The sequence below is a fragment of the Clostridium thermosuccinogenes genome (assembly GCF_002896855.1).
Lineage (GTDB): Bacteria > Bacillota > Clostridia > Acetivibrionales > DSM-5807 > Pseudoclostridium > Pseudoclostridium thermosuccinogenes.
In genome coordinates this window covers 3,435,672-3,459,206 of sequence record NZ_CP021850.1, presented here as the reverse complement: position 1 = coordinate 3,459,206, position 23,535 = coordinate 3,435,672, and the positions used below count along the sequence as shown (strand labels likewise).

Genomic DNA, 23,535 nt, shown 5'->3' with positions numbered 1-23,535 from the left:
GTTTAGAATTCCGCTCAATCAAAGAATACGCATGGTCTTGACGGTGCTTTTATCATGCCAGGATCGGCTGGAAATCCATATATTTCGCTGTGAAAATAAATGCTGTCTGATATCAGTAAATATTGTTAATCTCTGCTGCAAAGAAAATATTAACTGCGGCGGTGGCGGCGTTTTTGCGACGCAGATCGGCTGAGAGATTATTTTGGGAGTATATTGCGATTCTATTGGTCGAATACTAAAAGCATCGGATAGTTTTATGTCGGGACAGGAAAGGAAGGATTTTATATGATTGCGGTTCTTCAAAAATACAGGATGCTTTTTTTGATACTCGCAATATTGGTGCTGGCAGCGATCATATGGGTTGTAATACTAAGCAGGAATGATAGAAGTATCCCGATGAGAGGCGTTTTTGTGCTGAAGGATTGCTTGTGTGGCTAGATTGACCGGACATGTTCGCAAACAAGTACCGGTTAAAGGCATCGGTATCAGCTAATGATGACAGGCATCAATGGCGTTCGGAAATGAAAGGTATTGATGGCAAGTCCATTTAATCTCAAAAGGGTATGCCACGGACGCCAGCGTGCAGGACAAGGAATGGATTTTATTGGAGCATATCGGGTTAAGCAGGAGGGGCAGGATGCAAAAAGCTTTTACTAAACAGGAATACCAGCAGTATGTTGAAAAAGTATCTCCCAAATCCAAAACATTGAGAAACACATTGAGGGCCTTTCTGGTAGGCGGGCTAATATGCACTGTAGGTCAGTTCATCAATAACCTGCTTACAGCAAGGGGCCTTAATAAGGAAGTTGCTTCCAACCTGACATCCCTTATTCTCATTTTTCTGGGAGCATTGCTCACAGGACTTAATGTTTACGATGAGCTGGGCAAATATGCGGGAGCCGGTTCTATCGTGCCCATTACGGGTTTCGCCAACTCCATAGTTTCACCTGCCATGGAGTTTAAAAGTGAAGGTTATATAATGGGAGTTGGGTCCAGGATGTTTGCCATTGCCGGACCTGTACTGGTATATGGCATCTCGGCGGCAGTAATCTCAGGCATCTTTTACTACCTTCTGAGATTTTGAGTATGCCGGACGAATAAGAAATCTGTTTGATGTGAAGGATGATTTTATGGCTGGAAAGAGGCTAGGAAAGCAGACAATAAAGCTGCAGAATCCTCCCAGTATAGTTTCGACGGCAGTTATTGCAGGGCCAAAAGAGGGAGAAGGCCCCTTAAGGCTTTACTTCGACGCTATTATCGATGATGAAATGTGGGGGGAAAAGAGCTGGGAAAGAGCAGAAAGCAAACTGGTGAGGGAAACTTTCGGGAGGATTTTGAATAAAGCAGGAAAGGCTCCATCGGAGATTAATTATATAATAGCAGGGGATTTGCTTAATCAATGCATAGCATCCACCTTCGGCTTGAGGGAATCGGAGATTCCTTTCTTCGGCGTGTTTGGAGCATGCTCTACCATGGCTGAGTCTTTGAGCCTCGGTGCCATGTTGATTGACGGAGGGTTTGCTGACAATGTTGTGGCTATTACCTCAAGCCATTTTTGCTCGGCGGAAAGGCAATTCAGATTTCCTCTGGAGCTGGGCACGCAGCGTACCCCTACCTCCCAGTGGACTGTCACTGCTTCCGGAGGAGCATTGCTTTCCAGTGAGGGGTCAGGGCCGTATATAACCCATGTGACTACCGGCAAGATAGTTGATATGGGCATAAAAGATGCAAATAACATGGGGGCGGCCATGGCGCCGGCGGCTGCTGATACGATTTATGCCCATTTTCAGGATACGGGATATGCCCCTGAGAGGTATGATCTCATTGTTACAGGAGATTTGGGAGCAGTAGGCAAAAGCATATGTGAAGACCTTCTGAAGCGTGAAGGATATTATATGGGCGGTGTATATAATGACTGCGGAATCATGATATTTGACCGGAGGAAGCAGGACGTGCACGCGGGTGGAAGCGGTTGCGGGTGTTCCGCATCGGTATTCAGCGGTTATATATACCAGGAAATGAAAAAAGGGAATCTCAACAAGGTTTTATTTGTTGCAACCGGTGCGCTGCTCAGTCCGGCCAGCAGCCAGCAGGGAGAGTCTATTCCCGGCATAGCCCATGCGGTAGCGGTGAGCAGAACTTTAAGCTGAACTGTTGACATGAAATTTCGAATGTCATTTTCAGTATTGGTTGCGCTTTGAAAGCATGAGCGGTTGCGTAGAAAAATTATGCTGAAAAAAAGATGCCTGCTGCTGGAGGAGAAGGCAGTTGAAATCCGGATAAAAGCGGCAATGAGCCGTCTTAGCTTGGCCTAAAGTTTTTGTAGGGAGGGATGGATTTGTCATATATAAACGCATTTATTGTAGGCGGTGTGATATGCGCGGCAGGACAGATACTTATAGACAAAACCAAGCTGACTTCTGCCAAGATATTGGTTTTATTCGTTACTTCCGGTGTCATACTTACAGCCCTGGGAGTATACCAGAAAATAGTGGAAGTGGGCGGCGCGGGAGCGACTGTGCCTTTGACGGGCTTCGGATACAATCTGGTGAAGGGGACCTTCAGGGATGTGGATCAGTATGGTCTTCTTGGTGCCTTTACTGGTGGAGTAAAGTCTGCCGCGGCCGGGATTACTGCTGCTGTGTTCTTTGGATATTTGATTTCTATAGTTTTTACTCCCAAAGCTAAAAGATGATGAAATAAATTGATTTGAAAAGCTTAATAGGAACAATCATTTTTATATCAGAAAATTTGTGTGTAAAAAAGGATTTTGACGATTTGTGTAGAATAATTACTGTATCGATTTTCATGGTTAATATTTTAGAAGCATACTAAGTAGCGTATCATCTAACTAAATTTACAAAGTTTGCAGAAAGGCGGAAAAACTATTGAACGTAGAGTACATAAATCCCTTTATAGAAGCCAGCAAGTCAATATTGAAGCAGATGACCGGGATAGAAGCAACCCTGGGGAAAATTTATTTGAAGAATTCTCCTTATTACAGCGGAAATATCATGGTAATAGTAGGTCTGACCGGAAAGATGAGAGGCCAGGTTATGTTCTCCATGGCAGTGAATACTGCAACCAAGATAGCTTCGTACATGATGGGAGGCATGCCTGTAGAGCAGCTGGATGAAATGGCTAAAAGCGCCATATCAGAGCTTACTAACATGATATTGGGAAATGCCGCTACTATACTGTATAATAAGGGAATAGGCATCGAGATAACACCACCCTCCTTCCTTATGGGAGAAAATATGCAGGTATCCTCCAACAAAATACAGACAATCTGTGTTCCTCTTGTGCTGGGAGAAGGAAGTACGGTAGAGATAGATATCACTGTAGAAAACTAAGCGCAATATTGGCTTAAAACCACAAAAATGTCTGTATGATTAATCATAATGTAAAAAGGTAGTAAGGGAGTTCTGAATAAAGTAAATATCCTGTTATTGCTGTGCGTATAAATCCGATGTCATTGCTGTTTACGGATTTATGCGCGTTATAAAATTAGATTTCTAAAACAACCTCTTAGCGACGATGTTAATGGGAGGTTGTTTCCTGTTTGCGGGAATTTTATCTTATCACTGTCTAAAGGATCACTTCCTGCGGTATACCGGTTCATTTCATAAAAAGTCGTTGAGAATGATTCCATTGCTATGACTTTTTAGTTATGACCGGACACAATGCCCAAGGCACGAAGATGGAAATCACCTTAAGAGGTATAGAATAAATTGGTGCAAACAGGATAATGATACGGATGTAAGGCGGAGTGAATATATTGATTGCTTCATTTTCAAGCCCAACAATGCTAAAAAGCAAATTTCAATCATAGGCTGTAATATATATATACTCCATAAGGGGTTAGGATGGGTATGGCCATGAAATTTGGAAGAAACAGCTTCTGCCTTATACATGCCGTGAGGAACGGGGAAAAGCATACACGATGACATTGAACTTTTGAAGCTAAACGGATTTGAACTTGCGGAAATTTTAGGAAGGGTATATATTTTGATAAGATAAATCACAGCAAAAAGGAGAGAAGCAGAATTGGCATTGGAAATCGTGCTGGTGGAGCCGGAAATACCTCAAAACACCGGGAACATTGCCAGAACATGCGCTGCCATTGGCGCAGGGCTTCACCTGGTAAGACCATTGGGCTTTTCAGTAGAGGACAGATATTTGAAACGGGCAGGATTGGATTATTGGAACGAAGTGAATATACATTATTATGACAGCTTTGCCGAAGTAAAAGAAAAGCATCCTGAAGGCGTGTTCTATTACGCAACTACGAAAGCTCCGAATACTTATGCGGATATTAAATACCCTCAGAATTGCTTTCTGGTATTTGGGAAGGAGACGGCCGGACTTCCGGAAGAGCTCCTTAAGGAGAACAGGGAGTATTGCATAAGAATTCCCATGAGGGAAGGCATACGTTCACTGAACCTTTCCAACTCGGTTGCAGTGGTGGCATATGAAGTGATGAGGCAGCATGGCTTTGAAAATTTGCAGGGAAAAGGCCATCTGACAAAGTATGAGTGGTAATAAAACGGATACTGCAAAGCTCAGCGGCATAATTGGAATTCTCAGGTGTTTGAAGACCTTAACAGATAATATAAACTTAATGATGGAGGGATTGGCATATGGTAAAGGAAGAAAGGCTTGCCCAGGAATTTATGGAGTTAGTCCGAATTGACAGCCTGACATTTCAGGAGAGACAGATGGCGGATACGCTAAGGCAGAAGCTTGAAGCTATGGGTCTTTCTGTTTATGAAGATGATGCAGGCTCTAAAATCGGAGGAAATGCCGGAAACCTCCTTTGTACCGTAAAAGGAAATAAAAAAGCTCCGGCAGTGCTTTTGATGGCTCACATGGATACAGTTGTACCTGGAAAGGGTAAAAAACCTGTAGTTTCCGGCGACGTAATAAAGACCGATGGGACAACTGTCCTGGGAGGAGACGATGTGGCAGGAATAGCGTGCATTCTGGAAGCTATAAGGGTAATTAAAGAAAACAATTTGGAGCATGGTGACATTCAGATTGCTTTTACAGTGGCTGAAGAAGGAGGACTGTGGGGAGCAAAGCATCTTGATTATAACAAGATCTATGCCAAATACGGCATTGTGCTGGATGAGGGCGGTCCCATAGGAACTGCAGCCATAAAAGCTCCATCGCAGAACAAAATAGATGTGGTTGTGAAAGGAAAGGCATCCCATGCCGGGGTATCCCCGGAAAAAGGCATCAGCGCCATACAGATTGCTGCCGAAGCCATATCCGGCATGAAGCTGGGGAGGATAGACGAAGAGACCACAGCAAACATCGGAATTATCAGCGGCGGACAGGCTACGAACATCATTTGCGACAGGGTGGAAATAAAAGCAGAGGCACGGAGCCGCGATCAAGCCAAGCTGGAGGCTCAGACCCGACATATGAAGGAATGCTTTGAAAAAGCGGCGGCAAAATTCGGCGGGCAAGTGGAGTTTGTTTCTGAGAATGCGTATCCGGCATTTAATATCGATGAGGAAGATGAAATAATAAAGGTTCTGGAAACTGCAGCCCAAAAAGCCGGTATCCGTCTCAACCTTGAGGCTACCGGAGGAGGCAGTGATACGAACATAGTCAACCAAAAGGGCATCAAGGCCGTAAACATAAGCGTAGGAATGGACAAGGTGCATAGTGTTGAAGAGCAGATATCCATAAAGGATATGGCCAGTGCCACCAGATTTTTGGTTGAAATAATAACATCAATCGACAGGTGACGGCAGGCAGGGAAATACAGAAATTTGATAGTGCAAATTAATTTAACCTGTTGTGCTAGCTAATTTGAGATAGCGTTGTGGAGAGTTAAAAGAGGTATAGACAGCATAATCTAAAGTTTCAAGCTTGTACATAGTCCAACGCTGGCTAAAATGGTAAGTCGCATTTCCTTGTTTTCTATTTTTCAAAATGCGACATCCATGTTAGCGAAGTGGAGGATAAGGCAAATCACCTGAACGAAGTGAATTGATTTGCCCCGTAACAAGCCTACTAGCTCTTTAACTCGGAACTCCGCTATCGAAAATGCTAGCACAATGAGTAATTTATGAAAAATGCGAGTTATGGGGGACAGTTTTATGAAGAAACGTATTGGAGTGTTGACCGGAGGCGGGGATTGTCCGGGCTTGAATGCAGCTTTGAGGGCTGTTGTAAAGACAGCTATGACAAAATATGACTATGAGGTAATAGGCTTCAAGGATGGATATAAGGGCCTTGTAATCAACAACTTTATCAGGTTTAAACCCGGCGATGTTTCCGGAATTCTCGATAAAGGAGGAACCATACTTGGTACCTCAAACAGGGATAATCCTTTTCATTTCATGATGAAAAAAGATGGGGTAACGGAGTACAAGGACATGTCCGACAGGGTCGTTGAAAACTTGCATATGCATGACATCGACTGCCTTGTTGTAATCGGAGGAGATGGAACTCTGGCCGCTGCAAGGGATCTTGCCAGAAAGGGTGTCAATATCGTGGGAGTTCCTAAAACCATCGATAACGACCTTAATGCCACGGATAAAACCTTCGGCTTTATGACAGCGGTGGAGACCGCTACCGAAGCCATAGACAAACTTCATTCGACTGCAGAGTCGCACCATAGGGTTATGATACTGGAAGTTATGGGAAGAAATGCCGGGTGGATAGCCCTGGAGGCAGGAATAGCCGGAGGAGCCGATGTGATCGTCATTCCGGAAATACCCTATGATATACATAAAATAGCCCGGAGCGTCCTGCAAAGGAAAAATGAAGGTAAAAGCTTCAGCATAATAGTAGTGGCGGAAGGCTCCAGGCCTATAGATGGAGAACCTGTTATTAAAAAATCGGAGGAAGAAAGCCACGATTCGGTAAGATTTGGAGGAATTGGCAACAAACTGGCGTATGATATTGAAAGGCTTACCGGGATAGAAACCAGGGTGACGGTTTTAGGACACCTCCAGAGAGGTGGAAGGCCTATACCTTATGACAGGATACTTTCCACACGATACGGAGTAGCAGCTGTAGAATTGGCCCACAGGGAAGAGTACGGAAAAATGGTCAGCCTGAAGGGAAACGAAATAGTATCCGTTTCCCTGGATGAGGCAGTGGGAACTTTAAAGACAGTTCCACCGGATGGAGAGCTGGTAAGGATTGCAAAAAGCGTTGGGGTAAGTTTTGGGGATTAATCTGCCTATACGGCAGTTTATCCTTATAAAACCTGCTTGAATTAATAATCTTGCTTATTATAAAATTTAATATGTATATGGTTTCAGGCTTCAAACTTGAAGCCTTTTTTGCGGGCTTTACATTCCTTTCCGTAAGATGGGTTTTAATTATTTATTTATGTGGTATATTTAAAATCATGGCTATTAGTCATGGAGATATATCGGATTGGGGATACTGATGATGGATTTTTCAGAAATTAACATAAGTGATAAGCAGTTGTTTGACAAGTATATAAAAGAGAGCAATCCGCAGGCATCGGAATTGACATTTACCAATTTTTTTATGTGGAGAGATTACTATAAGTTCAGGTATGCATTGGCCGGTGACCTGCTTTGTGTTGTTTCGGCAGATGATAAAAAAGGCCCCTTTGCTTTTGCCCCTATAGGGAGTTGTAATGACGATAACTTTACAGAAGCTCTGGCTGCTATTAAGGAATATTTTAATAAAAAGGGATGGGCTCTTCGATTTAGCAGGGTGACTGAAAAGGAACTGCCCTATTTCAAAAAGTCAGCCGCTGTTAAAGGTGATTTTATTGAGGACAGGGATAACAGTGATTACGTTTATCTGACGGAAAACCTGATAAATCTTTCCGGTAAAAAGTATGATGGTAAACGAAATCATATCAAGAGATTCAAAAAGCAATATGAGTATGAATATGTGATTTTAGGGCCTGAGCATGTGGACGAATGTTCCAGGATAATGCTGGAATGGTGTAAAAGCAGGGATTGTGGCTGTCAGAGGGGCGAATACTGCGAGCGGCATGCAAATATGGAGCTTTTGCAAAATTATGAGGTCCTTGGCTGCAAAGGTGCTATTATAAAGGTTGATGGGCGTTTTGAAGCGTTCACCGTAGGGGAGATGTTGAACAGCGACACTGCCGTTATCCATACCGAAAAGGCCAACAGTGCCATTCATGGACTTTATACCTTTATAAACCAGCAGTTCTGCGAGCATGAATGGAAGGATACGATGTATATAAACAGAGAACAGGACCTTGGCATAGAGGGTATAAGAAAGGCAAAGCTTTCATACAATCCTGTGATGATGATAAGGAAGTATAACATATTGTGAATTGGAAGAGAAGCTATTTGATTATACTGAATCAGCCTATCAGCTGATGGATTCTGTTATATGCCGGCTGTCCGGTACATCAATGCTATTGAGTGAATATCAGGGCATTGTGCAAGTGCCGTCTGGCGGGGTGTTTCCTCTTCATAAGATTTAAGGGGAGGCATCCTGCTTTTTTATTGGCAATTTTGTATTAAATTTGCCAAAATATGAACATAATGAATGCCATTATATATTTAGAATGAAATATATGGTATAATATGCTAAAATCTAAAAATAAGACCGTTATACAAGAATAATTTAAGTATAAGCATTCATTATTTTATGTCTACACAGGCGTGGTACTTCACACATCCTGCAATTTAGTGCAAGAAATATCGAGAGGTTTTCTCCATATCCATATAAAGTATTATTAGGAGGGGCAGCGGATGGATTGGGTTGAAAGAACTAACCGGGCAATTGACTATATTGAGGAGAATCTGACAGGGGATATAAACTATTCTGAGGCCGCGAAGGCTGCCTGTTGTTCAACCTATCACTTTTCAAGATTATTTGCTGCGGTGACAGGAGTTACTTTGTCCGAGTACATAAGGCGAAGGAGACTATCCCTTGCGGCTTTTGATTTGCAAAATAGCAATGAAAAAGTCATAGACATAGCTCTCAAATATGGTTATGATTCCCCGGATTCTTTTGCACGTGCATTTCAAAATATGCATGGAGTCAAGCCATCAGAAGCACGTGAAAAAGGAGTTCAATTAAAAGTCTTTCCCCGAATGTCCTTTCAAATAATAATCAAGGGAGATATGGAAATGGAGTACAGATTGGAAGAGCTTGATTTCGAATTAAGGATTGTTGGGAAAAGAAAAACCGTAAATACTAAAAAAGCTTTTGAAGAGATACCTGCCCTTTGGAATGGCTCTAAAAAAGATGGATTTATGCAAAAGCTTATTGACATGTCCTGGGAAAATCCAAAATGCAAGTTAGAAAGCCTTTTGGGCATTTGCGGGAAAGAAGCTGCTATAATGGATGAAGAGTTCGATTACTTCATGGGAGTAAGATATGATGGGGTCGTTCCTGAAGGTATGGAGGTTTTAATAATACCATCTGGCTTATGGGCAGTTTTTCCAAATGTTATAGATGCATGGAAGAGATTATACTCAGAATGGCTTCCGACCTCAGGCTATGAACTCGCAAACCTGCCTTGCATAGAATGCCATTATCCACCTGGGCATGATCCGGACAATGAGCTATGGGTACCAATTGTAAAGAAGTAAATGGCAAGGTTATTCCTATCATTTCATTCATCTGACGGGCTGAATTTATAGATTGTCGTTGTAATCTGGTTGAAGATTAAGTGTTGGCTTCGTACAAGAAAGCAAAAATATTAGCTTGGAAAGTGTGGGAAAATTCATGTCGGAATACCATTTTGAAAATCATCAACCGTAAGTCGGAGTCATCTTTTCAAATGCTTTTTGAAATGGTTGAAGCATGTCCGGAATATCTGCGGACAGAGATTAATGGAGGATTCCCATTCTGACAACAGCGTTTTGAGATAAAGGACAAGTATTTTATCGGAGGTGCTTTATGATCAGGGATGTGGAAAAAACAATTGGGAACTTGATTGATAAGCAAGGAGTGGCCTTTATTAGCTCCATTGATGACGATGGTTTTCCAAACACAAAAGCGATGCTTCCTCCCAGAAAGAGAGAAGGGATCAAATACTTTTATTTTTCAACCAATACATCATCTATGCGTGTCAGTCAATACAGAAAAAACCCAAAGGCCTGCATATATTTTTGCGACAGGCGCTTCTTCAGAGGTGTGATGTTGAAGGGAACAATGGAGGTTCTTGAAGATAACGAAAGCAAAGAAATGATCTGGCGGGAAGGGGACACCATGTATTATTCGGAAGGCGTGCATGATCCGGATTACTGTGTATTAAGATTTACCGCCCAAGAAGGCAGATATTACAGCAATTTTAAGTCAGAACAGTTTACTGTTGTTTAGTTTTATAGTAATGTCCGGCTTTGCCTTTTGGGGTGCGGCTTGATTCGCAGCCCCAGTTAGAGAACTATGTGTTCATGCTCTAAGTGGCAGCAAGGATGTCAGGCAAAATGAGAAAGGGGTTATTGCTGTCAAAACAAGGTTTGTAGATTTCGAAGGTGTCCATGGCAGTGGGAAGCCCGCATGTGCGTGGAATCTTTATGGCAATTTAACAAAAATGGCATAAGTGCTGAAGTTTATTTGAGTATGATAAAGCAAGATTATGAAAGGAATGAATTTCATAATGGCAGAATTAATTCGGTTAGCTGTAGAGGAAAACCATAAAGGGACGATGATTCATCTTATAGATATGCCGGGAGCATTTACACGGGCTGAAAAATTGAAGGATGCAATCACAAAAGTTACAGATGAAGTAAGGATGTATAAAAGTTGGATAGGAAAAACTCATAATAAAGAATATGAAATTGAGATTGTTCAAAAAGAGACAACTAATGCGCAGCTTGATGATGGTGATACAGAAATATTAACTATAAGGGATAAGGATTTGGATATAGCTTATTTTCAGCAATTAAAAATGCTGGCTTTAAAATCAGCGGAGGATTTTCAAAAACTCTATGATTCAATACCTGATAAAGAGTGCAATGATATTTCTAAAATCAGGACAACTTTTTATGGGAAAGTGCCAGCTAATGCCAAAGAAATGCTATCACATGTTGATAAAGTCAAAGCCTATTATCTGAGTAGAATTAATATCGATTTTTCAGGGGATAGAAACGATTTGATTGCAAACCGTATTCAATGTCTAAAGCTAATCGAATCAGATAAAAATGCCATGAGCAATCCGATTGTATTTATTGATAATGAATATTGGACTACAGCGAAAGTATTAAGACGATTTATCTGGCATGATAGAATTCATGCTCGTGCATTATATCGCTTTGCAGTTAAAAAATGGGGATATGACAGTATTTGTGATGCTTTTAGCTTTAATATGTCATTGGCAGAGTAACGCAAATTCGTATAAGCTGTGATTTAAAGTAGGAGAAAAATGAAAGTATTTTTTTGACAAGTGGCTTTCTAAGGGGTTTTACAGGTGATTTTATTCAAAGACTAAAGAAATATTATAATCACGAAGGCTTAGAGAAAGCAGATGTTGTATGGATATCAGGGAGAGATGTACTAAAACAGATAAATTACATATATTTTATAAGATGAGCTAAAAATTGCTCATATTATTTGAGGTGTAAAAATGGTTTTGGAAACGAAAAATCTAATAATCCGCCAGTTTGAAAAAACCGATGATGCGGATTTGTTGGAAGCCATGGAATGTCCACTGGTTCACCAAATGTATAGCAACGGTTTCACTGCTATTGATAAAGTTCAGGGTTATATTCAGCTTTTATTGCAGGAATACCAGTCCGGTAAGGTTCGCACATTGGCCGTAGCTGAAAAAAGTTCAAATAAACTGATTGGTTCAATTACTCTTGATGTCTTGGAGTTTTTCGCCAGAGCCGAAATAAGCTATTGGATAAATAAAAGTTATAGAAATATGGGTTATGCAACCGAAGCTGTCAAAGCAATAATTGCATATTGCTTTGATGCCCTGTCCCTGAATCGTGTTCAGGCGCTGACGAGCAATCCGGCTTCTGAACGGGTGCTTAAGAAGTCTGGGATGATATATGAGGGGACATTGAGGCAGTATTTTAAATTTGGAGACACTTCTTGGGATGTTAAAATGTATGCCATATTAAAGGAAGATTACAGCTCGGCCAAAGGATCATAATGAGGAGGCAGACATGAGGTATAGCATGGAAGGGATTATAAGCATTTGAAGTGGGCAAAAAGATAGCATGTATATCGGCATCAAATATAATGCATGCAAAGGATAATAGTACTTCGTTAAGAGTCTGCAAACTTATCAAAAAAATTGGCAACGAAATCTGCAGCAAATTGAAATTTGAAGTTATAGCCTTTAATTGATAATGTGATAAAGAGGATTGATAAATAGTGCTGCAGTATACGTATAAATTAAGAAATTTGCCAGGAGATTGACAATGAAAAACAAGACATTTAAATGTGTAATGCTGTTGTTGCTTGCTCTTTTTGCTTTATGTCTGGCGTTAGGGCTGTATTTCAACTTTAATATTATCGAAAACCCAACGGATGGAGTAGGCGGGCTTCATAATCTGCAATATGAAATGAAATCATTATTATTTTTTGCCTCTGCTTTTATTTTGGGAACAGCAGATGCAATAATGTTAGTGCTCTTTCTTATCAGAAATAAGAAAAAATAACCGTCATGTTTTAGTTTGCGAATGAGGTGTTGCTATGCGCAGTGAACAAGAAATGATGGATCTGATAATTGGTGTTGCCAAGGCAGATGATCGGATTCGAGCTGTTTTAATGGTTGGCTCCCGGGCTAATCCCACTGTTCCCAGGGACAAATATCAGGACTATGACATCACTTACTTTGTAAAGGACATAAAGCCTTTTTACAACAACGTGGAATGGATTGAAAAGAATTTTGGAAAGCCTGCTATACTGCAAATGCCGGAAAACATGTCGTTAATTCCGCCTGAAGGAGATGGGCATTTTGCATATTTAATGATTTTTGACGATGGGAATAGAATTGATTTGAGCATTGAATATGCTCCTTATGTTGATGACGGTGAGCCGGCGATTGTGCTTTTGGACAAAGACGGGACTTTGCCTCCGCTGCCTGCACCAACTGATAAACACTGGCACATCAAGCCTCCGACCGAAAAGCTGTTTGCAGACTGTTGCAATGAGTTCTGGTGGTGCCTGAACAATGTTGGAAAAGGTATTGCCAGGGATGAATTGCCGTATGCTATGAAGATGTTCAATGATTATGTCCGGGATATGTTAAACAAAATGATTGAATGGTATATTGGTATCAATACGAATTTTTCAGTTTCCGCCGGGAAGTTTGGCAAGTACTTCAAAAAACATCTGCCACCGGATTTGTATGCAATGTATTCCCAAACATATTCGGATAGCAACTATGAGAACCTCTGGGCTTCTGTTTTTACTGCCTGCGACTTATTTCACACAGCAGCCTTGCGTGTCGCTGAGTATGGCGGTTATGTTTACAACCAGAGGGAGGAAGATGCCATGATAAAGTACCTGAACAGAATTAAGAATGAAATAATGCTGCGTCAGTCATGATGCAGCTAAAGGAAAAGGGGGACTTACAATGAACGAGCATGAGAATGAACTGAAAGCCATTATGACAAAATTTGCGGAGTCAGGCTGGGATTTGATTGATGCTCCCGCAAAAGCTTGGCTGGAGGGAAGAGGAGACAAAAATGCGTTAATTTCAGCTATTGAGCAGGCGGATAAAGAATGCGGCAGCTGCGGGTGTGAATTTGATAAGCTCTATAAAAGAGCCCTTGAATTAAAAGAGCTGCTGTAAAAGCCTTTGGCTCTTTTCTGTCCCGGAATCTGGAACGGAGCGGGAATCCCGCTCCGAAGCTATTCCTTATCCACCACTACGATCTTGATTCCTTGCTCGTCAAAAGCCTTTAAATCCTCCTCCGGTGCATCCCAGTCGGTAACCAGTATATCCAGCCTGTTGGCCGGGCAAATGCTGACTACTGATTCAAATCCGATTTTCTCTGTTGGAAACAGCCCTATGGTTTCTTTCGAACTGTCGATTACTGCGTTCCAAAATCCTATTGCCTGAGATTTTTGGATGGACAAGCCAAATTTCGGTGAAATGCAGGCTGCCGTGATAAAAGATTTGTCAAACCTCAACCGCCTGATCATGTCGATGGCGAAGGCATCATAACAAGTTCCTTTGTTATCCATTTCTCCGCCCAAAAGGATTACGGATATATTATCCTTTTTTCTTAGTTCTTCTGCTATAATTATTGAGTTTGTAACCACGCGAATTCGGATGTTATCAGGCAAGTTTTGCGCCATAAAATATCCGACGGTTGCCTGCATGATAAATACTACGTCATTATCCTTTATCATTGAAACCGCTTTTTTGGCTATGGCCAGATAGTTTTCCTTAACCTCTGTGATATCTTTGCATGTGGTTTTGGGTGGCTTGCCGAAGGCGACCTGCCTTACGGGAATTGCGCCGCCATGGGTTCTCTTTAAGAGCCCCTTTTCTTCCAGTATTCTCAAATCCCGCCTTGCCGAATCATCAGAAATATTAAACTTCTCTTGTATCTCTGCAATAGATATTCTGCCCTTTGTAGAAATGATATCGAGAATTGCCCGATGCCTTTCCTCAATAAACATAGAATCTTCTCCTTTCTTGTTATTAAGATAATCAGTGTCGACACTATTCATATTTGTTCATATTATATCATGAATATTCATGAATTGCAATATTGTTTTTTGAATTTTCATTAAAATACGTGAACGATTATTAATAATCATTAATGATTGTGAATCGATCGTGAAATGTTCAACTGCATAAGATGAGTACTATATTTGGTTTCCATTGTCTATGGAAGGCATTATGGGTATTGTACTAAATGTGTATAAAGAACTGTTTCTTAACTTTGTCGGGTTATGAAATAATAAGTGAGCATTATAATGGTTTAACTCACATTCGGCATTTTGCACAACTGACATTAATGCTTTAAAGCGCATTGTTCAGGCCTGATTACTGCTTCTCTGAAAATCAAAGGCATGAAAGCTTCAAAATCAACGTTTTGGTAGGACTTCAGATGTAAAATGTAGAATACAATATATAGCAAATCTGAAATGGAAGGTGTACCAAATGAATATTTCTATCTCACCCCTTGATAATATGTATTTACATATCTTAAATAGAAGATTCATTGGTCCGGCGCAAGAACACATTCAAAGCATCATGGGTAATTTTACATATATGCATATGGCAGTAATTAAAAAGGAGAGATAAAGAATGATAAAACCGTACTTGTTAGTGGTCACAGGCAGACCGGGTTCGGGGAAGACAACATTTTCTAAGAAGCTGAGCAGTGAATTGTATCTGCCGTTAATTTCCCGGGATGAGATAAAGGAGGGATATGTAAATACATTTCAGAAACGGCATTCAGAGTTGCCTGATGATACGAATAAAGTTGTAACTGATATTTTTTTCGCCACAGTCAAAAACCTTTTGGATAGTAATGTGTCTTTAATAGCAGAGGCGGCTTTTCAGCATAAAGTATGGGAATCGAAGCTGGAGGCGCTTAAAAGTAAAGCTAAAATCTTCATGCTGATATGCAAGGTTGAGGATGAAATTGCCCAAAAAAGATATATTAGCCGTGGGCTGGATAATCCGATGAGAGAATATTTCCATGGCGATGAAGGTGTCGATCTCACAAGGAAAGGATATAAAGCAGAGGTAAAACCCTATGGTGAACCGAGATTAGATGTGCCCACCTTTTTTATTGATACTACAAACGACTATAGTCCATCCATTGATGAATTGCGATTAAAAATTTTCAAAGTGATACAGGAATGAACAAATGTTCGTTTATTATTGCATAAGCATACCCAATGGTATATAATGGTGACAAAAACAATTTAAGGCTGTAGTTAAGCTGGTTTGGCTTGTAGATTTCATTCTTTATATTCCGGCGCGGGAATAATGGCAGGATAGCCGGTGCAGAAAGCTTTAGTTCAAAAGAGGGAGGTATAATTTATGGATATGGATATAGTGATAGAGGTTAATCCTAAAATATCCGCTGACCAATTATGGGACTTTTATGTAAGAAATGATATTTGTGAGGTTGGCTATGGAAAAGAGACGGCAGCAAAGCCTTTAAATCATAGCAGCATAATAATTGGAGCTTTCCAGGGCGAGAAATTGGTAGGTATTGCCCGTGCCATGTTTGATGGCCTTTCGGGGGTAATAATGGAGTTTTGTCTGGAGCTGGAATTGCAGGGGAAAGGTTTGAAATATGAAAACGGCTCTTTAATTGAAAAGGATGCTTTTGGAATCGGCAAAAAAATGGGCGATATTCTGATAAATGAGTTAAGGAGGATGGGCGCAACCTTTATAAGTGCTTATATAGTTGAAGATTGCGAGGAAGAGTTTTATCAGTCCATCGGTCTTAAAGAGAATAAAGGGCACCGGGTCTACTACATTGATGAAAGACCATATGTATAGATGTTTGCTCTAAAGAGTATAGATGTATAGAAAAGCTGAAGGAAGAAGGCTATAAAATTATGCCTGATGAAAAAGGAGCATGGCGGTTTTTGAACGTTATGGCTGTCCCAGGTTTACAACTCCTGGTGAACAGGGCACGTCATACTGGATATATGTCATCATAAAGAATGATTATTCCTTTTGAAGCTATAAAGATTTGACCTTCCTCAAAAGAAGCTCCCATCCTTGCGTGCATAATTTTTTCCGATTCGGTAGAATATATATCTGTATGGGTGCGCACTTTGTTAAAAAATAAATTAAATTTCCGCATATCTATTGAAATAATACTATAAATAATGTAAAATAAACTTTGATGTAAAAAATCCCATATGGAATGTTTACTGCATCTGGCTGCAAAATGCGGCTATTATAAATAAATTGCTAAGGAGGTCGGAAAAATGGCAGTAAAGATAGGTATTAATGGTTTTGGTCGTATAGGCCGTCTTGTTTTTAGGGCTGCAATTAAAAACCCTAATGTTGAAGTTAAAGGTATAAACGATCCCTTCATCGATCTTGAGTACATGAAATATATGTTGACATATGATACTGTACATGGCAAGTTCGATGGAACAGTTGAAGTAAAAGGTGACAAGCTGGTTGTTAACGGAAAGGAAATTTCCGTATTTGCAGCTATGAACCCTGAGGAGATTCCATGGTCTTCCTGCGGAGCTGAGTACATAGTTGAATCAACCGGTGTGTTCACAGAAACTGCTAAGGCATCAGCTCACTTCAAGGGTGGAGCAAAGAAAGTTGTTATAAGCGCTCCTTCAAAGGATGCTCCGATGTTCGTTATGGGCGTTAACCACAACACATACACCAAGGATATGAACGTAGTATCCAACGCATCCTGCACAACCAACTGTCTTGCTCCTTTGGCTAAGGTTGTTCATGAAAACTTTGGAATCATTGAAGGTCTGATGACAACAGTTCACTCCTACACAGCTACTCAGAAGACTGTTGACGGTCCTTCAAAGAAAGACTGGAGAGGCGGCCGTGCAGCTGCAGCTAATATAATTCCTTCATCCACAGGTGCTGCAAAAGCTGTTGGAAAGGTTATTCCTGATTTGAACGGAAAACTCACAGGTATGTCCATGAGAGTTCCTACTCCTGATGTATCTGTTGTAGACTTGACCTGCCGTCTTGAAAAGCCTGCAACTTATGAGGAAATCAAGGCTGCTATCAAGAAAGCTTCAGAAAATGAATTAAAGGGTATCCTCGGATACACTGAAGACGAAGTAGTATCATCAGATTTCATAGGTGATCCTCGTACTTCAATATTTGACGCAAAAGCAGGTATATCCTTGAATGACAACTTTGTAAAACTCATCGCTTGGTATGACAATGAGTGGGGTTATTCCAACAAGGTTGTTGACCTGATTTGCCACATGGCTGAAGTTGACGCTAAATAATTAAAGATACTGATAAGTCCGGTTTGAATCCAAACCGGACTTTTGCATTTCAGGAAAACTTTTTGTTCTCAAGCTCTCTCCTTACCAATAATGCTGCAGTAATGCGGCTTTTCGCAAAACCATTTAAAAGAGCCACTCTCACGTTTATGGTTAAAGGGAGAGGGCTCTTTATATAATGAAACCGGCATCTGTCTAGAGAAGCAGTCATATGAAGGGTTTGTTAAAAATTTGATTAATTTCCTTGCGCCTATTGAAAATAAAGGCAAAAAGATGTAAAATGTAAACGGTTAACCCGAATAACAATTATGCACTTTGGGAAGAATTTTCAAATATAAAGCAAGGAGGGCAAGCCTTTCTTGTAAGGTAGTCTTGAGGGTTTAGGAGTGCCTTCTTTTATAATAAATACATAACAGGAGAGTGAAAAAAATGAGTATGCTAAACAAAAAGACCATCGAAGATATTGATGTTAGCGGCAAAAAGGTCATAGTAAGAGTTGACTTCAATGTCCCGTTGGATGAGAACAGGAATATAACGGATGATAAAAGAATAGTAGGAGCCCTGCCTACAATAAAATACCTTGTTGACAAAGGCGCCAAAACAATTCTTGTTTCCCATTTGGGAAGGCCCAAGAACGGCTTTGAAGAAAAGTACAGCATGAAACCGACAGCTGTAAGATTAAGCGAACTTCTGGGCAAGGAAGTTATAATGGCAAAGGATGTCATCGGAGAAGATGCAAAGGCTAAAGCTGCAGCTTTGAAACCCGGTGAAGTTTTGATGCTGGAGAATGTAAGATTCCATAAGGAAGAAGAAAAGAATGATCCGGCTTTTGCAAAAGAACTGGCAAGCCTGGCTGAAATTTATGTTAACGATGCTTTCGGAACTGCCCACAGGGCTCATGCATCCACGGCAGGCCTGGCTGATTATCTCCCTGCAGTATGCGGCTACCTTATAAAGAAGGAAATCGAATTCATGGGCAAAGCCCTTTCCAACCCCGAAAGGCCGTTTACAGCCATACTTGGTGGAGCAAAAGTTTCCGATAAGATCGGTGTTATAGAAAACCTTCTGGACAAGGTGGATACTCTGATTATAGGCGGAGGAATGGCATATACCTTCCTGAAAGCAAAAGGATACAAGATTGGCGATTCCATCTGTGAAAATGACAAGCTGGATCTGGCAAAGAGCCTGATGGAAAAAGCTGAAAAGAAAGGCGTAAAACTTATGCTTCCGATAGGCAGCATAGTTGGTAAGGAATTCAAGAACGACACCGAGTATAAGTATGTTCCTTCCGATGCAATGCCTGATGGTTGGATGGGAATGGATATCGGTTCCCTCACAATTGAGCAGTTCTCCAAGGAAATAAAGAAATCCAAGACAATAGTTTGGAATGGTCCTATGGGAGTTTTCGAGTTCCCGAATTTTGCTACCGGTACTAAGGAAATCGCCCGTGCAGTTGCTGAATCCGGTGCCATTTCAATAGTTGGTGGAGGAGACTCTGCTGCAGCCATTGAACAATTGGGCTTTGCTGATAAGATAACACATATTTCCACCGGTGGTGGAGCATCCCTGGAATTCCTTGAAGGAAAGGTTCTCCCCGGTATAGCTGTTTTGATGGATAAAAACCCGAGGAAAAAGATAGCTGCAGGAAACTGGAAGATGAACAAGACTGCCAGTGAAGCGGTAGAATTTGTAGAAGCATTGAAGCCAAGGGTTGCCGATGCAGATACTGAAGTGGTAGTAGGTGTTCCCTTTGTTTGCCTGCCTGCAGTTAAAAAAGCTGTTGAAGGCTCCAATATAAAGGTTGCCGCTCAGAATATGCATTGGGAAGAAAAAGGTGCTTTTACCGGTGAGGTTTCAGGACCTATGCTGGCAGACTTGGGTGTTGACTATGTAATAATAGGCCACAGCGAAAGAAGACAGTATTTCGCAGAGACGGATGAAACCGTCAACAAGAAAGTTCATGCTGCATTTAAATATGGTCTGACCCCCATCATCTGTGTTGGGGAATCCCTTACCCAGAGAGAACAGGGAGTAACCGAAGACCTCATAAGATACCAGGTTAAGATAGCGCTTAAGGGCCTCAGCGCAGACCAGGTTAAAAAGCTTGTTATAGCTTATGAACCTATCTGGGCTATCGGAACTGGTAAGACTGCAACCAACGAGCAGGCAAATGAAGTATGCGGCATAATCAGGAATACAATCAAGAGCCTCTATGGTGAAGATACTGCTGAGGCTGTACGTATTCAATACGGTGGAAGCGTCAACGCCGAAAATGCTGCCGATCTCTTCTCCATGTCCGATATAGACGGTGGTCTTGTAGGCGGAGCAAGCCTTAAGCTCGACGACTTCACAAAGATAGCAAGATATAATAAATAATAGCGATTAGCTGATATATCAGGATATAATAGATTTATTTCCGGATTAGAAAACACCTCACTGGCTGAATATGGCCGGTGGGGTGTTTTTAGTCATATATGATAATATGAGAAGCTTGAACTTATACCAGGCTATGTTGTTCTGGTACAGGTTTTTTCATAGGTGAAGGTGTGAGAAGGCAGCGAACAGATACCAAATCTGAATTTTATTCATATAATTTTATCCATATGCAAAAAGGAGTTTACTGTTTCATGTAGAATAATATCGACTATGCTTCGTGTAGAATAATATCGATTATATTCTAAAAAGTAGGGAAATGAGGTAAAGATTATGCCGATAGTAGATATGCCATTAGAGGAATTGAAAAAATATCAGGGTATCAATCCATGTCCCGACGACTTTGATGCTTTTTGGGATGCTTCCATCGCAGAAATGAAATCCCTGGACCCTCAGGTGGAGCTTATACCCAGCAAGTTTCAGGCACCATGTGCAGAGTGCTTTGATCTCTTTTTTACAGGAGTGAGAGGGGCCAGGATACATGCAAAGTATTTGAGACCTAAGAACAGCACCGAACCTCACCCCGCTGTTATACAGTTTCACGGTTATACGGGAAGCTCCGGAGACTGGAATGACAAACTCAATTATGTGGCCAGCGGCTTTTCAGTGGCAGTGCTGGACTGCCGGGGTCAGGGCGGAATTTCAGAGGATGTCGGGGGAGTGAAAGGAAACACATTTCACGGACATATCATAAGAGGTCTGGATGATTCACCGGAGAATATGCTGTTCAGGCATATCTTTCTGGATACAGCCCAGCTGGCTTCCATCGTCATGAGCTTCCCGGAAGTGGATGAAAACAGAGTAGGTGCCATGGGTGGCTCCCAGGGCGGTGCTTTGACTCTGGTATGCGCTGCTTTGGAACCGCGTATAAAGCGGCTGGCTCCGATTTATCCCTTCTTGTGTGATTACAAAAGAGTATGGGAGATGGACCTCGCACAAAATGCCTACGCCGAACTGAAAGACTTTTTCCGGCATTTTGACCCTACCCACAAGCGTGAAGAGGAGATATTTACAAGGCTTGGCTATATAGATGTGCAGTATCTGGCAAAGAGGATAAAAGGCCAGGTGCTTATGGGAACAGGGTTGATGGACACTATATGCCCGCCGTCCACACAGTTTGCAGTATACAATAAAATAACAGCGCCGAAGGATATGGTAATCTATCCGGATTTCGGCCATGAATGGCTGCCTTCCTTTGGTGACATGACTTATGAATTCATGATGGGCCTGTAGAAGTAGAAAAGGAGTTTTGAATAAAGCGCAGCTTGTATGGCAAGCTGCGCTTTATCGGACAGGCTATATTTTCATTTGGAATTGATGTATGTCTTTTTGATGAATTTCTAGTATGAACTAGAGATTGAAAAATTTTTTTGCATCAGACATGATAAAAATGTTAAAATGGTAACAAATAAAGTTTAAATTTGGACAAATATAATAGCTACTGAATGGAGTGTAAAATATGAAAGGAAAGCAATTGATAACATTGATGATTTTAGACGGCTTCGGTATAAACGAAAGGGAAGAAGGCAATGCCATCAAGGCTGCGTACAAGCCAAATATAGACAGGTTGCTTAAGGAATATCCCAATACCGTTGTACATACCAGCGGAATGGATGTAGGCCTTCCCAGAGGCCAGATGGGTAACTCGGAAGTGGGTCATACCAACATCGGCGCAGGAAGGATAGTATACCAGGAGCTCACTAGAATAACCAAGTCCATAGAAGACGGCGACTTCTTTGAAAAGAAGGAGTTTCTTGATGCGGTGGAAAACTGCAAGAGAAATAACTCCAAGCTGCATTTATACGGGCTTTTATCCGATGGAGGAGTCCACAGCCACAATACCCACCTCTATGCTCTGGTGGAACTGGCCAAAAAGCAGGGACTTAAGGATGTATATATACACTGCTTCTTTGATGGTAGGGATGTTCCGCCGGACAGCGCGCTAGAGTATGTGAAGGAGCTGGAAAACAGGCTTGATGCTATTGGCGTGGGAAAGATAGCTTCCGTAATGGGTAGATATTATGCCATGGACAGGGATAATCGCTGGGAAAGGGTAAAGCTCGCCTATGACGCCATGGTTTTGGGCCAGGGTTTAACTGCTGAAAGCGCGATTCAGGCGGTGGAGGAATCCTATGCGAGACAGGAACTGGATGAATTTGTAAAACCCACGGTTATTGTTGAGAATGGAAAACCTGTAGCCACCATAGGCAGGAACGACTCCATCATCTTCTTCAATTTCCGGCCGGACAGGGCGAGGGAAATCACCAGAACATTTGTGGATCCTGAGTTTAACGGTTTTGAAAGACAGAATGGATTTTTCCCTGTATTCTATGTTTGCATGACCCAGTACGACAAGACGATGCCTAATGTAGAAGTGGCTTTCAAGCCGGAAAGCCTGACCAATACCTTTGGAGAATATATAAGCAAGAAAGGTTATACTCAGCTGAGGATAGCCGAGACAGAAAAATATGCTCACGTTACATTCTTCTTCAACGGCGGTGTGGAAACCGTTTATGAAGGTGAGGACAGGGCTCTCATACCTTCCCCGAAGGTGGCAACTTACGATCTCAAGCCTGAAATGAGCGCTTTTGAAGTTACCGAGGAAGCTCTCAGGAGAATTGAATCCAAAAAATATGATGTGATTATTCTGAACTTCGCTAACTGTGACATGGTTGGTCATACCGGAGTTTTCGATGCGGCGAAAGCTGCAGTTGAGGCTATTGACCAGTGCATAGGCAAGATAGTGGATGCAGTTCGGGCACAGGACGGTGTGGTGCTCATCACTGCGGATCACGGCAATGCGGAGCAGATGATAGATTATGAGACCGGTGGTGCCTTTACCGCCCATACCACCAATGTGGTGCCTTTGATTGCAGTAGGTCTTGGCGATGTTGAGCTCAGCGAAGGAAGGCTTGCCGACCTGGCACCGACCATGCTGGACATAATGGGATTGGAAAAGCCGGCAGAGATGACAGGAAAATCGTTGATCAAAAAGTAAATTATAATAAATCCAATAGGTTGGTAAGAAAATATATGATGATAAAAAGCGATATATTTTCTTAATATGGGTAAAATAACTGTATTGATAAAATATTATCAAAACTTATTTACTTTTTTATATACATGCGATATCCTATTATTGTCAGAATGGATGCCGCCATCTTAAACACAGAGCGGCTTACCATATACACAGCGCTTTAATTTATGAAAATTACAGCCTGGAGTGCGCTATAA

Annotated in this window: 23 protein-coding genes; 22 read left to right on the top strand and 1 reads right to left on the bottom strand. The window is 41.5% G+C overall.

Annotation, left to right across the window (positions count from 1 at the left end; genetic code table 11):
• Positions 1–285 precede the first annotated feature (285 nt).
• The 16 genes from CDO33_RS20950 (at position 286) to CDO33_RS15190 (ending at position 13,741) form a co-directional block, all read left to right on the top strand.
• Positions 286–438, top strand: a complete 153-nt coding sequence (locus CDO33_RS20950; RefSeq protein ID WP_161496496.1) for a hypothetical protein — start codon at positions 286–288, stop codon at positions 436–438.
• Between the two features lie 199 nt (positions 439–637).
• Positions 638–1,084: a stage V sporulation protein AC gene (gene spoVAC, locus CDO33_RS15260; protein ID WP_103081385.1), complete on the top strand. Its 447-nt coding sequence runs from the start codon at positions 638–640 to the stop codon at positions 1,082–1,084.
• Between the two features lie 46 nt (positions 1,085–1,130).
• Entirely contained in the window at positions 1,131–2,150 is a 1,020-nt protein-coding gene (gene spoVAD / locus CDO33_RS15255; RefSeq protein WP_103081384.1) for a stage V sporulation protein AD, read from the top strand.
• 188 nt (positions 2,151–2,338) lie between these two features.
• The gene (gene spoVAE / locus CDO33_RS15250; RefSeq protein WP_242973414.1) at positions 2,339–2,695 is read left to right on the top strand and encodes a stage V sporulation protein AE; all 357 of its coding nucleotides are present in this window, start codon (positions 2,339–2,341) and stop codon (positions 2,693–2,695) included.
• Between the two features lie 193 nt (positions 2,696–2,888).
• The gene (locus CDO33_RS15245) at positions 2,889–3,353 is read left to right on the top strand and encodes a chemotaxis protein CheX (protein WP_103081382.1); all 465 of its coding nucleotides are present in this window, start codon (positions 2,889–2,891) and stop codon (positions 3,351–3,353) included.
• A gap of 694 nt (positions 3,354–4,047) precedes the next feature.
• Positions 4,048–4,542: a tRNA (cytidine(34)-2'-O)-methyltransferase gene (locus CDO33_RS15240; RefSeq protein WP_103081381.1), complete on the top strand. Its 495-nt coding sequence runs from the start codon at positions 4,048–4,050 to the stop codon at positions 4,540–4,542.
• A gap of 98 nt (positions 4,543–4,640) precedes the next feature.
• The gene (locus CDO33_RS15235; protein ID WP_103081380.1) at positions 4,641–5,756 is read left to right on the top strand and encodes a M20/M25/M40 family metallo-hydrolase; all 1,116 of its coding nucleotides are present in this window, start codon (positions 4,641–4,643) and stop codon (positions 5,754–5,756) included.
• A 354-nt stretch (positions 5,757–6,110) separates the two neighbouring features.
• A complete protein-coding gene (locus CDO33_RS15230) occupies positions 6,111–7,196 on the top strand; it encodes a 6-phosphofructokinase (RefSeq protein ID WP_103081379.1) in 1,086 nt (361 codons plus the stop codon).
• A 205-nt stretch (positions 7,197–7,401) separates the two neighbouring features.
• A complete protein-coding gene (locus CDO33_RS15225) occupies positions 7,402–8,307 on the top strand; it encodes a DUF2156 domain-containing protein (RefSeq protein ID WP_242974820.1) in 906 nt (301 codons plus the stop codon).
• Positions 8,308–8,732: 425 nt separating this feature from the next.
• A complete protein-coding gene (locus CDO33_RS15220; protein WP_103081378.1) occupies positions 8,733–9,578 on the top strand; it encodes an AraC family transcriptional regulator in 846 nt (281 codons plus the stop codon).
• A 310-nt stretch (positions 9,579–9,888) separates the two neighbouring features.
• The gene (locus CDO33_RS15215) at positions 9,889–10,311 is read left to right on the top strand and encodes a pyridoxamine 5'-phosphate oxidase family protein (protein WP_242973888.1); all 423 of its coding nucleotides are present in this window, start codon (positions 9,889–9,891) and stop codon (positions 10,309–10,311) included.
• A 259-nt stretch (positions 10,312–10,570) separates the two neighbouring features.
• Entirely contained in the window at positions 10,571–11,317 is a 747-nt protein-coding gene (locus tag CDO33_RS15210; protein ID WP_151898660.1) for a hypothetical protein, read from the top strand.
• A gap of 240 nt (positions 11,318–11,557) precedes the next feature.
• Complete coding sequence (locus CDO33_RS15205; RefSeq protein WP_103081376.1) at positions 11,558–12,091, top strand: GNAT family N-acetyltransferase; 534 nt, start codon at positions 11,558–11,560, stop codon at positions 12,089–12,091.
• Between the two features lie 271 nt (positions 12,092–12,362).
• Positions 12,363–12,602, top strand: coding sequence for a hypothetical protein (locus CDO33_RS15200; RefSeq protein WP_103081375.1), 240 nt, complete (start codon positions 12,363–12,365; stop codon positions 12,600–12,602).
• Between the two features lie 34 nt (positions 12,603–12,636).
• Positions 12,637–13,494 carry an aminoglycoside 6-adenylyltransferase gene (locus CDO33_RS15195; protein WP_103081374.1) on the top strand — a complete coding sequence of 286 codons (858 nt, stop codon included), beginning with the start codon at positions 12,637–12,639 and terminating at the stop codon, positions 13,492–13,494.
• Positions 13,495–13,522: 28 nt separating this feature from the next.
• Positions 13,523–13,741 carry a hypothetical protein gene (locus CDO33_RS15190; RefSeq protein WP_103081373.1) on the top strand — a complete coding sequence of 73 codons (219 nt, stop codon included), beginning with the start codon at positions 13,523–13,525 and terminating at the stop codon, positions 13,739–13,741.
• A 59-nt stretch (positions 13,742–13,800) separates the two neighbouring features.
• Here CDO33_RS15190 and CDO33_RS15185 read toward each other — a convergent pair whose 3' ends face one another.
• The gene (locus CDO33_RS15185; protein WP_161496495.1) at positions 13,801–14,577 is read right to left on the bottom strand and encodes a DeoR/GlpR family DNA-binding transcription regulator; all 777 of its coding nucleotides are present in this window, start codon (positions 14,575–14,577) and stop codon (positions 13,801–13,803) included.
• Between the two features lie 634 nt (positions 14,578–15,211).
• Here CDO33_RS15185 and CDO33_RS15180 point away from each other — a divergent pair.
• From CDO33_RS15180 to gpmI, 6 genes are all read left to right on the top strand, one after another.
• Positions 15,212–15,775, top strand: coding sequence for an AAA family ATPase (locus CDO33_RS15180; RefSeq protein WP_103081371.1), 564 nt, complete (start codon positions 15,212–15,214; stop codon positions 15,773–15,775).
• Between the two features lie 180 nt (positions 15,776–15,955).
• Entirely contained in the window at positions 15,956–16,423 is a 468-nt protein-coding gene (locus CDO33_RS15175) for a hypothetical protein (RefSeq protein ID WP_103081370.1), read from the top strand.
• Positions 16,424–16,860: 437 nt separating this feature from the next.
• A complete protein-coding gene (gene gap, locus CDO33_RS15170) occupies positions 16,861–17,871 on the top strand; it encodes a type I glyceraldehyde-3-phosphate dehydrogenase (protein ID WP_103081369.1) in 1,011 nt (336 codons plus the stop codon).
• A gap of 426 nt (positions 17,872–18,297) precedes the next feature.
• Positions 18,298–20,244, top strand: a complete 1,947-nt coding sequence (tpiA, locus tag CDO33_RS15165; RefSeq protein ID WP_103081368.1) for a triose-phosphate isomerase — start codon at positions 18,298–18,300, stop codon at positions 20,242–20,244.
• A 330-nt stretch (positions 20,245–20,574) separates the two neighbouring features.
• Positions 20,575–21,534 carry an acetylxylan esterase gene (locus tag CDO33_RS15160; protein ID WP_103081367.1) on the top strand — a complete coding sequence of 320 codons (960 nt, stop codon included), beginning with the start codon at positions 20,575–20,577 and terminating at the stop codon, positions 21,532–21,534.
• Positions 21,535–21,760: 226 nt separating this feature from the next.
• The gene (gene gpmI, locus CDO33_RS15155; RefSeq protein ID WP_103081366.1) at positions 21,761–23,299 is read left to right on the top strand and encodes a 2,3-bisphosphoglycerate-independent phosphoglycerate mutase; all 1,539 of its coding nucleotides are present in this window, start codon (positions 21,761–21,763) and stop codon (positions 23,297–23,299) included.
• Positions 23,300–23,535: the final 236 nt, after the last annotated feature.

Bases quoted from the DNA above. Each gene is read 5' to 3' on its own strand.
- CDO33_RS20950 (WP_161496496.1), top strand. From the start codon at position 286: ATGATTGCGGTTCTTCAAAAATACAGGATGCTTTTTTTGATACTCGCA.
- spoVAC (WP_103081385.1), top strand. From the start codon at position 638: ATGCAAAAAGCTTTTACTAAACAGGAATACCAGCAGTATGTTGAAAAA.
- spoVAD (WP_103081384.1), top strand. From the start codon at position 1,131: ATGGCTGGAAAGAGGCTAGGAAAGCAGACAATAAAGCTGCAGAATCCT.
- CDO33_RS15235 (WP_103081380.1), top strand. From the start codon at position 4,641: ATGGTAAAGGAAGAAAGGCTTGCCCAGGAATTTATGGAGTTAGTCCGA.
- CDO33_RS15230 (WP_103081379.1), top strand. From the start codon at position 6,111: ATGAAGAAACGTATTGGAGTGTTGACCGGAGGCGGGGATTGTCCGGGC.
- CDO33_RS15220 (WP_103081378.1), top strand. From the start codon at position 8,733: ATGGATTGGGTTGAAAGAACTAACCGGGCAATTGACTATATTGAGGAG.
- CDO33_RS15215 (WP_242973888.1), top strand. From the start codon at position 9,889: ATGATCAGGGATGTGGAAAAAACAATTGGGAACTTGATTGATAAGCAA.
- CDO33_RS15210 (WP_151898660.1), top strand. From the start codon at position 10,571: ATGAAAGGAATGAATTTCATAATGGCAGAATTAATTCGGTTAGCTGTA.
- CDO33_RS15205 (WP_103081376.1), top strand. From the start codon at position 11,558: ATGGTTTTGGAAACGAAAAATCTAATAATCCGCCAGTTTGAAAAAACC.
- CDO33_RS15200 (WP_103081375.1), top strand. From the start codon at position 12,363: ATGAAAAACAAGACATTTAAATGTGTAATGCTGTTGTTGCTTGCTCTT.
- CDO33_RS15195 (WP_103081374.1), top strand. From the start codon at position 12,637: ATGCGCAGTGAACAAGAAATGATGGATCTGATAATTGGTGTTGCCAAG.
- CDO33_RS15190 (WP_103081373.1), top strand. From the start codon at position 13,523: ATGAACGAGCATGAGAATGAACTGAAAGCCATTATGACAAAATTTGCG.
- CDO33_RS15185 (WP_161496495.1), bottom strand. From the start codon at position 14,577: ATGTTTATTGAGGAAAGGCATCGGGCAATTCTCGATATCATTTCTACA.
- CDO33_RS15180 (WP_103081371.1), top strand. From the start codon at position 15,212: ATGATAAAACCGTACTTGTTAGTGGTCACAGGCAGACCGGGTTCGGGG.
- CDO33_RS15175 (WP_103081370.1), top strand. From the start codon at position 15,956: ATGGATATGGATATAGTGATAGAGGTTAATCCTAAAATATCCGCTGAC.
- gap (WP_103081369.1), top strand. From the start codon at position 16,861: ATGGCAGTAAAGATAGGTATTAATGGTTTTGGTCGTATAGGCCGTCTT.
- tpiA (WP_103081368.1), top strand. From the start codon at position 18,298: ATGAGTATGCTAAACAAAAAGACCATCGAAGATATTGATGTTAGCGGC.
- CDO33_RS15160 (WP_103081367.1), top strand. From the start codon at position 20,575: ATGCCGATAGTAGATATGCCATTAGAGGAATTGAAAAAATATCAGGGT.
- gpmI (WP_103081366.1), top strand. From the start codon at position 21,761: ATGAAAGGAAAGCAATTGATAACATTGATGATTTTAGACGGCTTCGGT.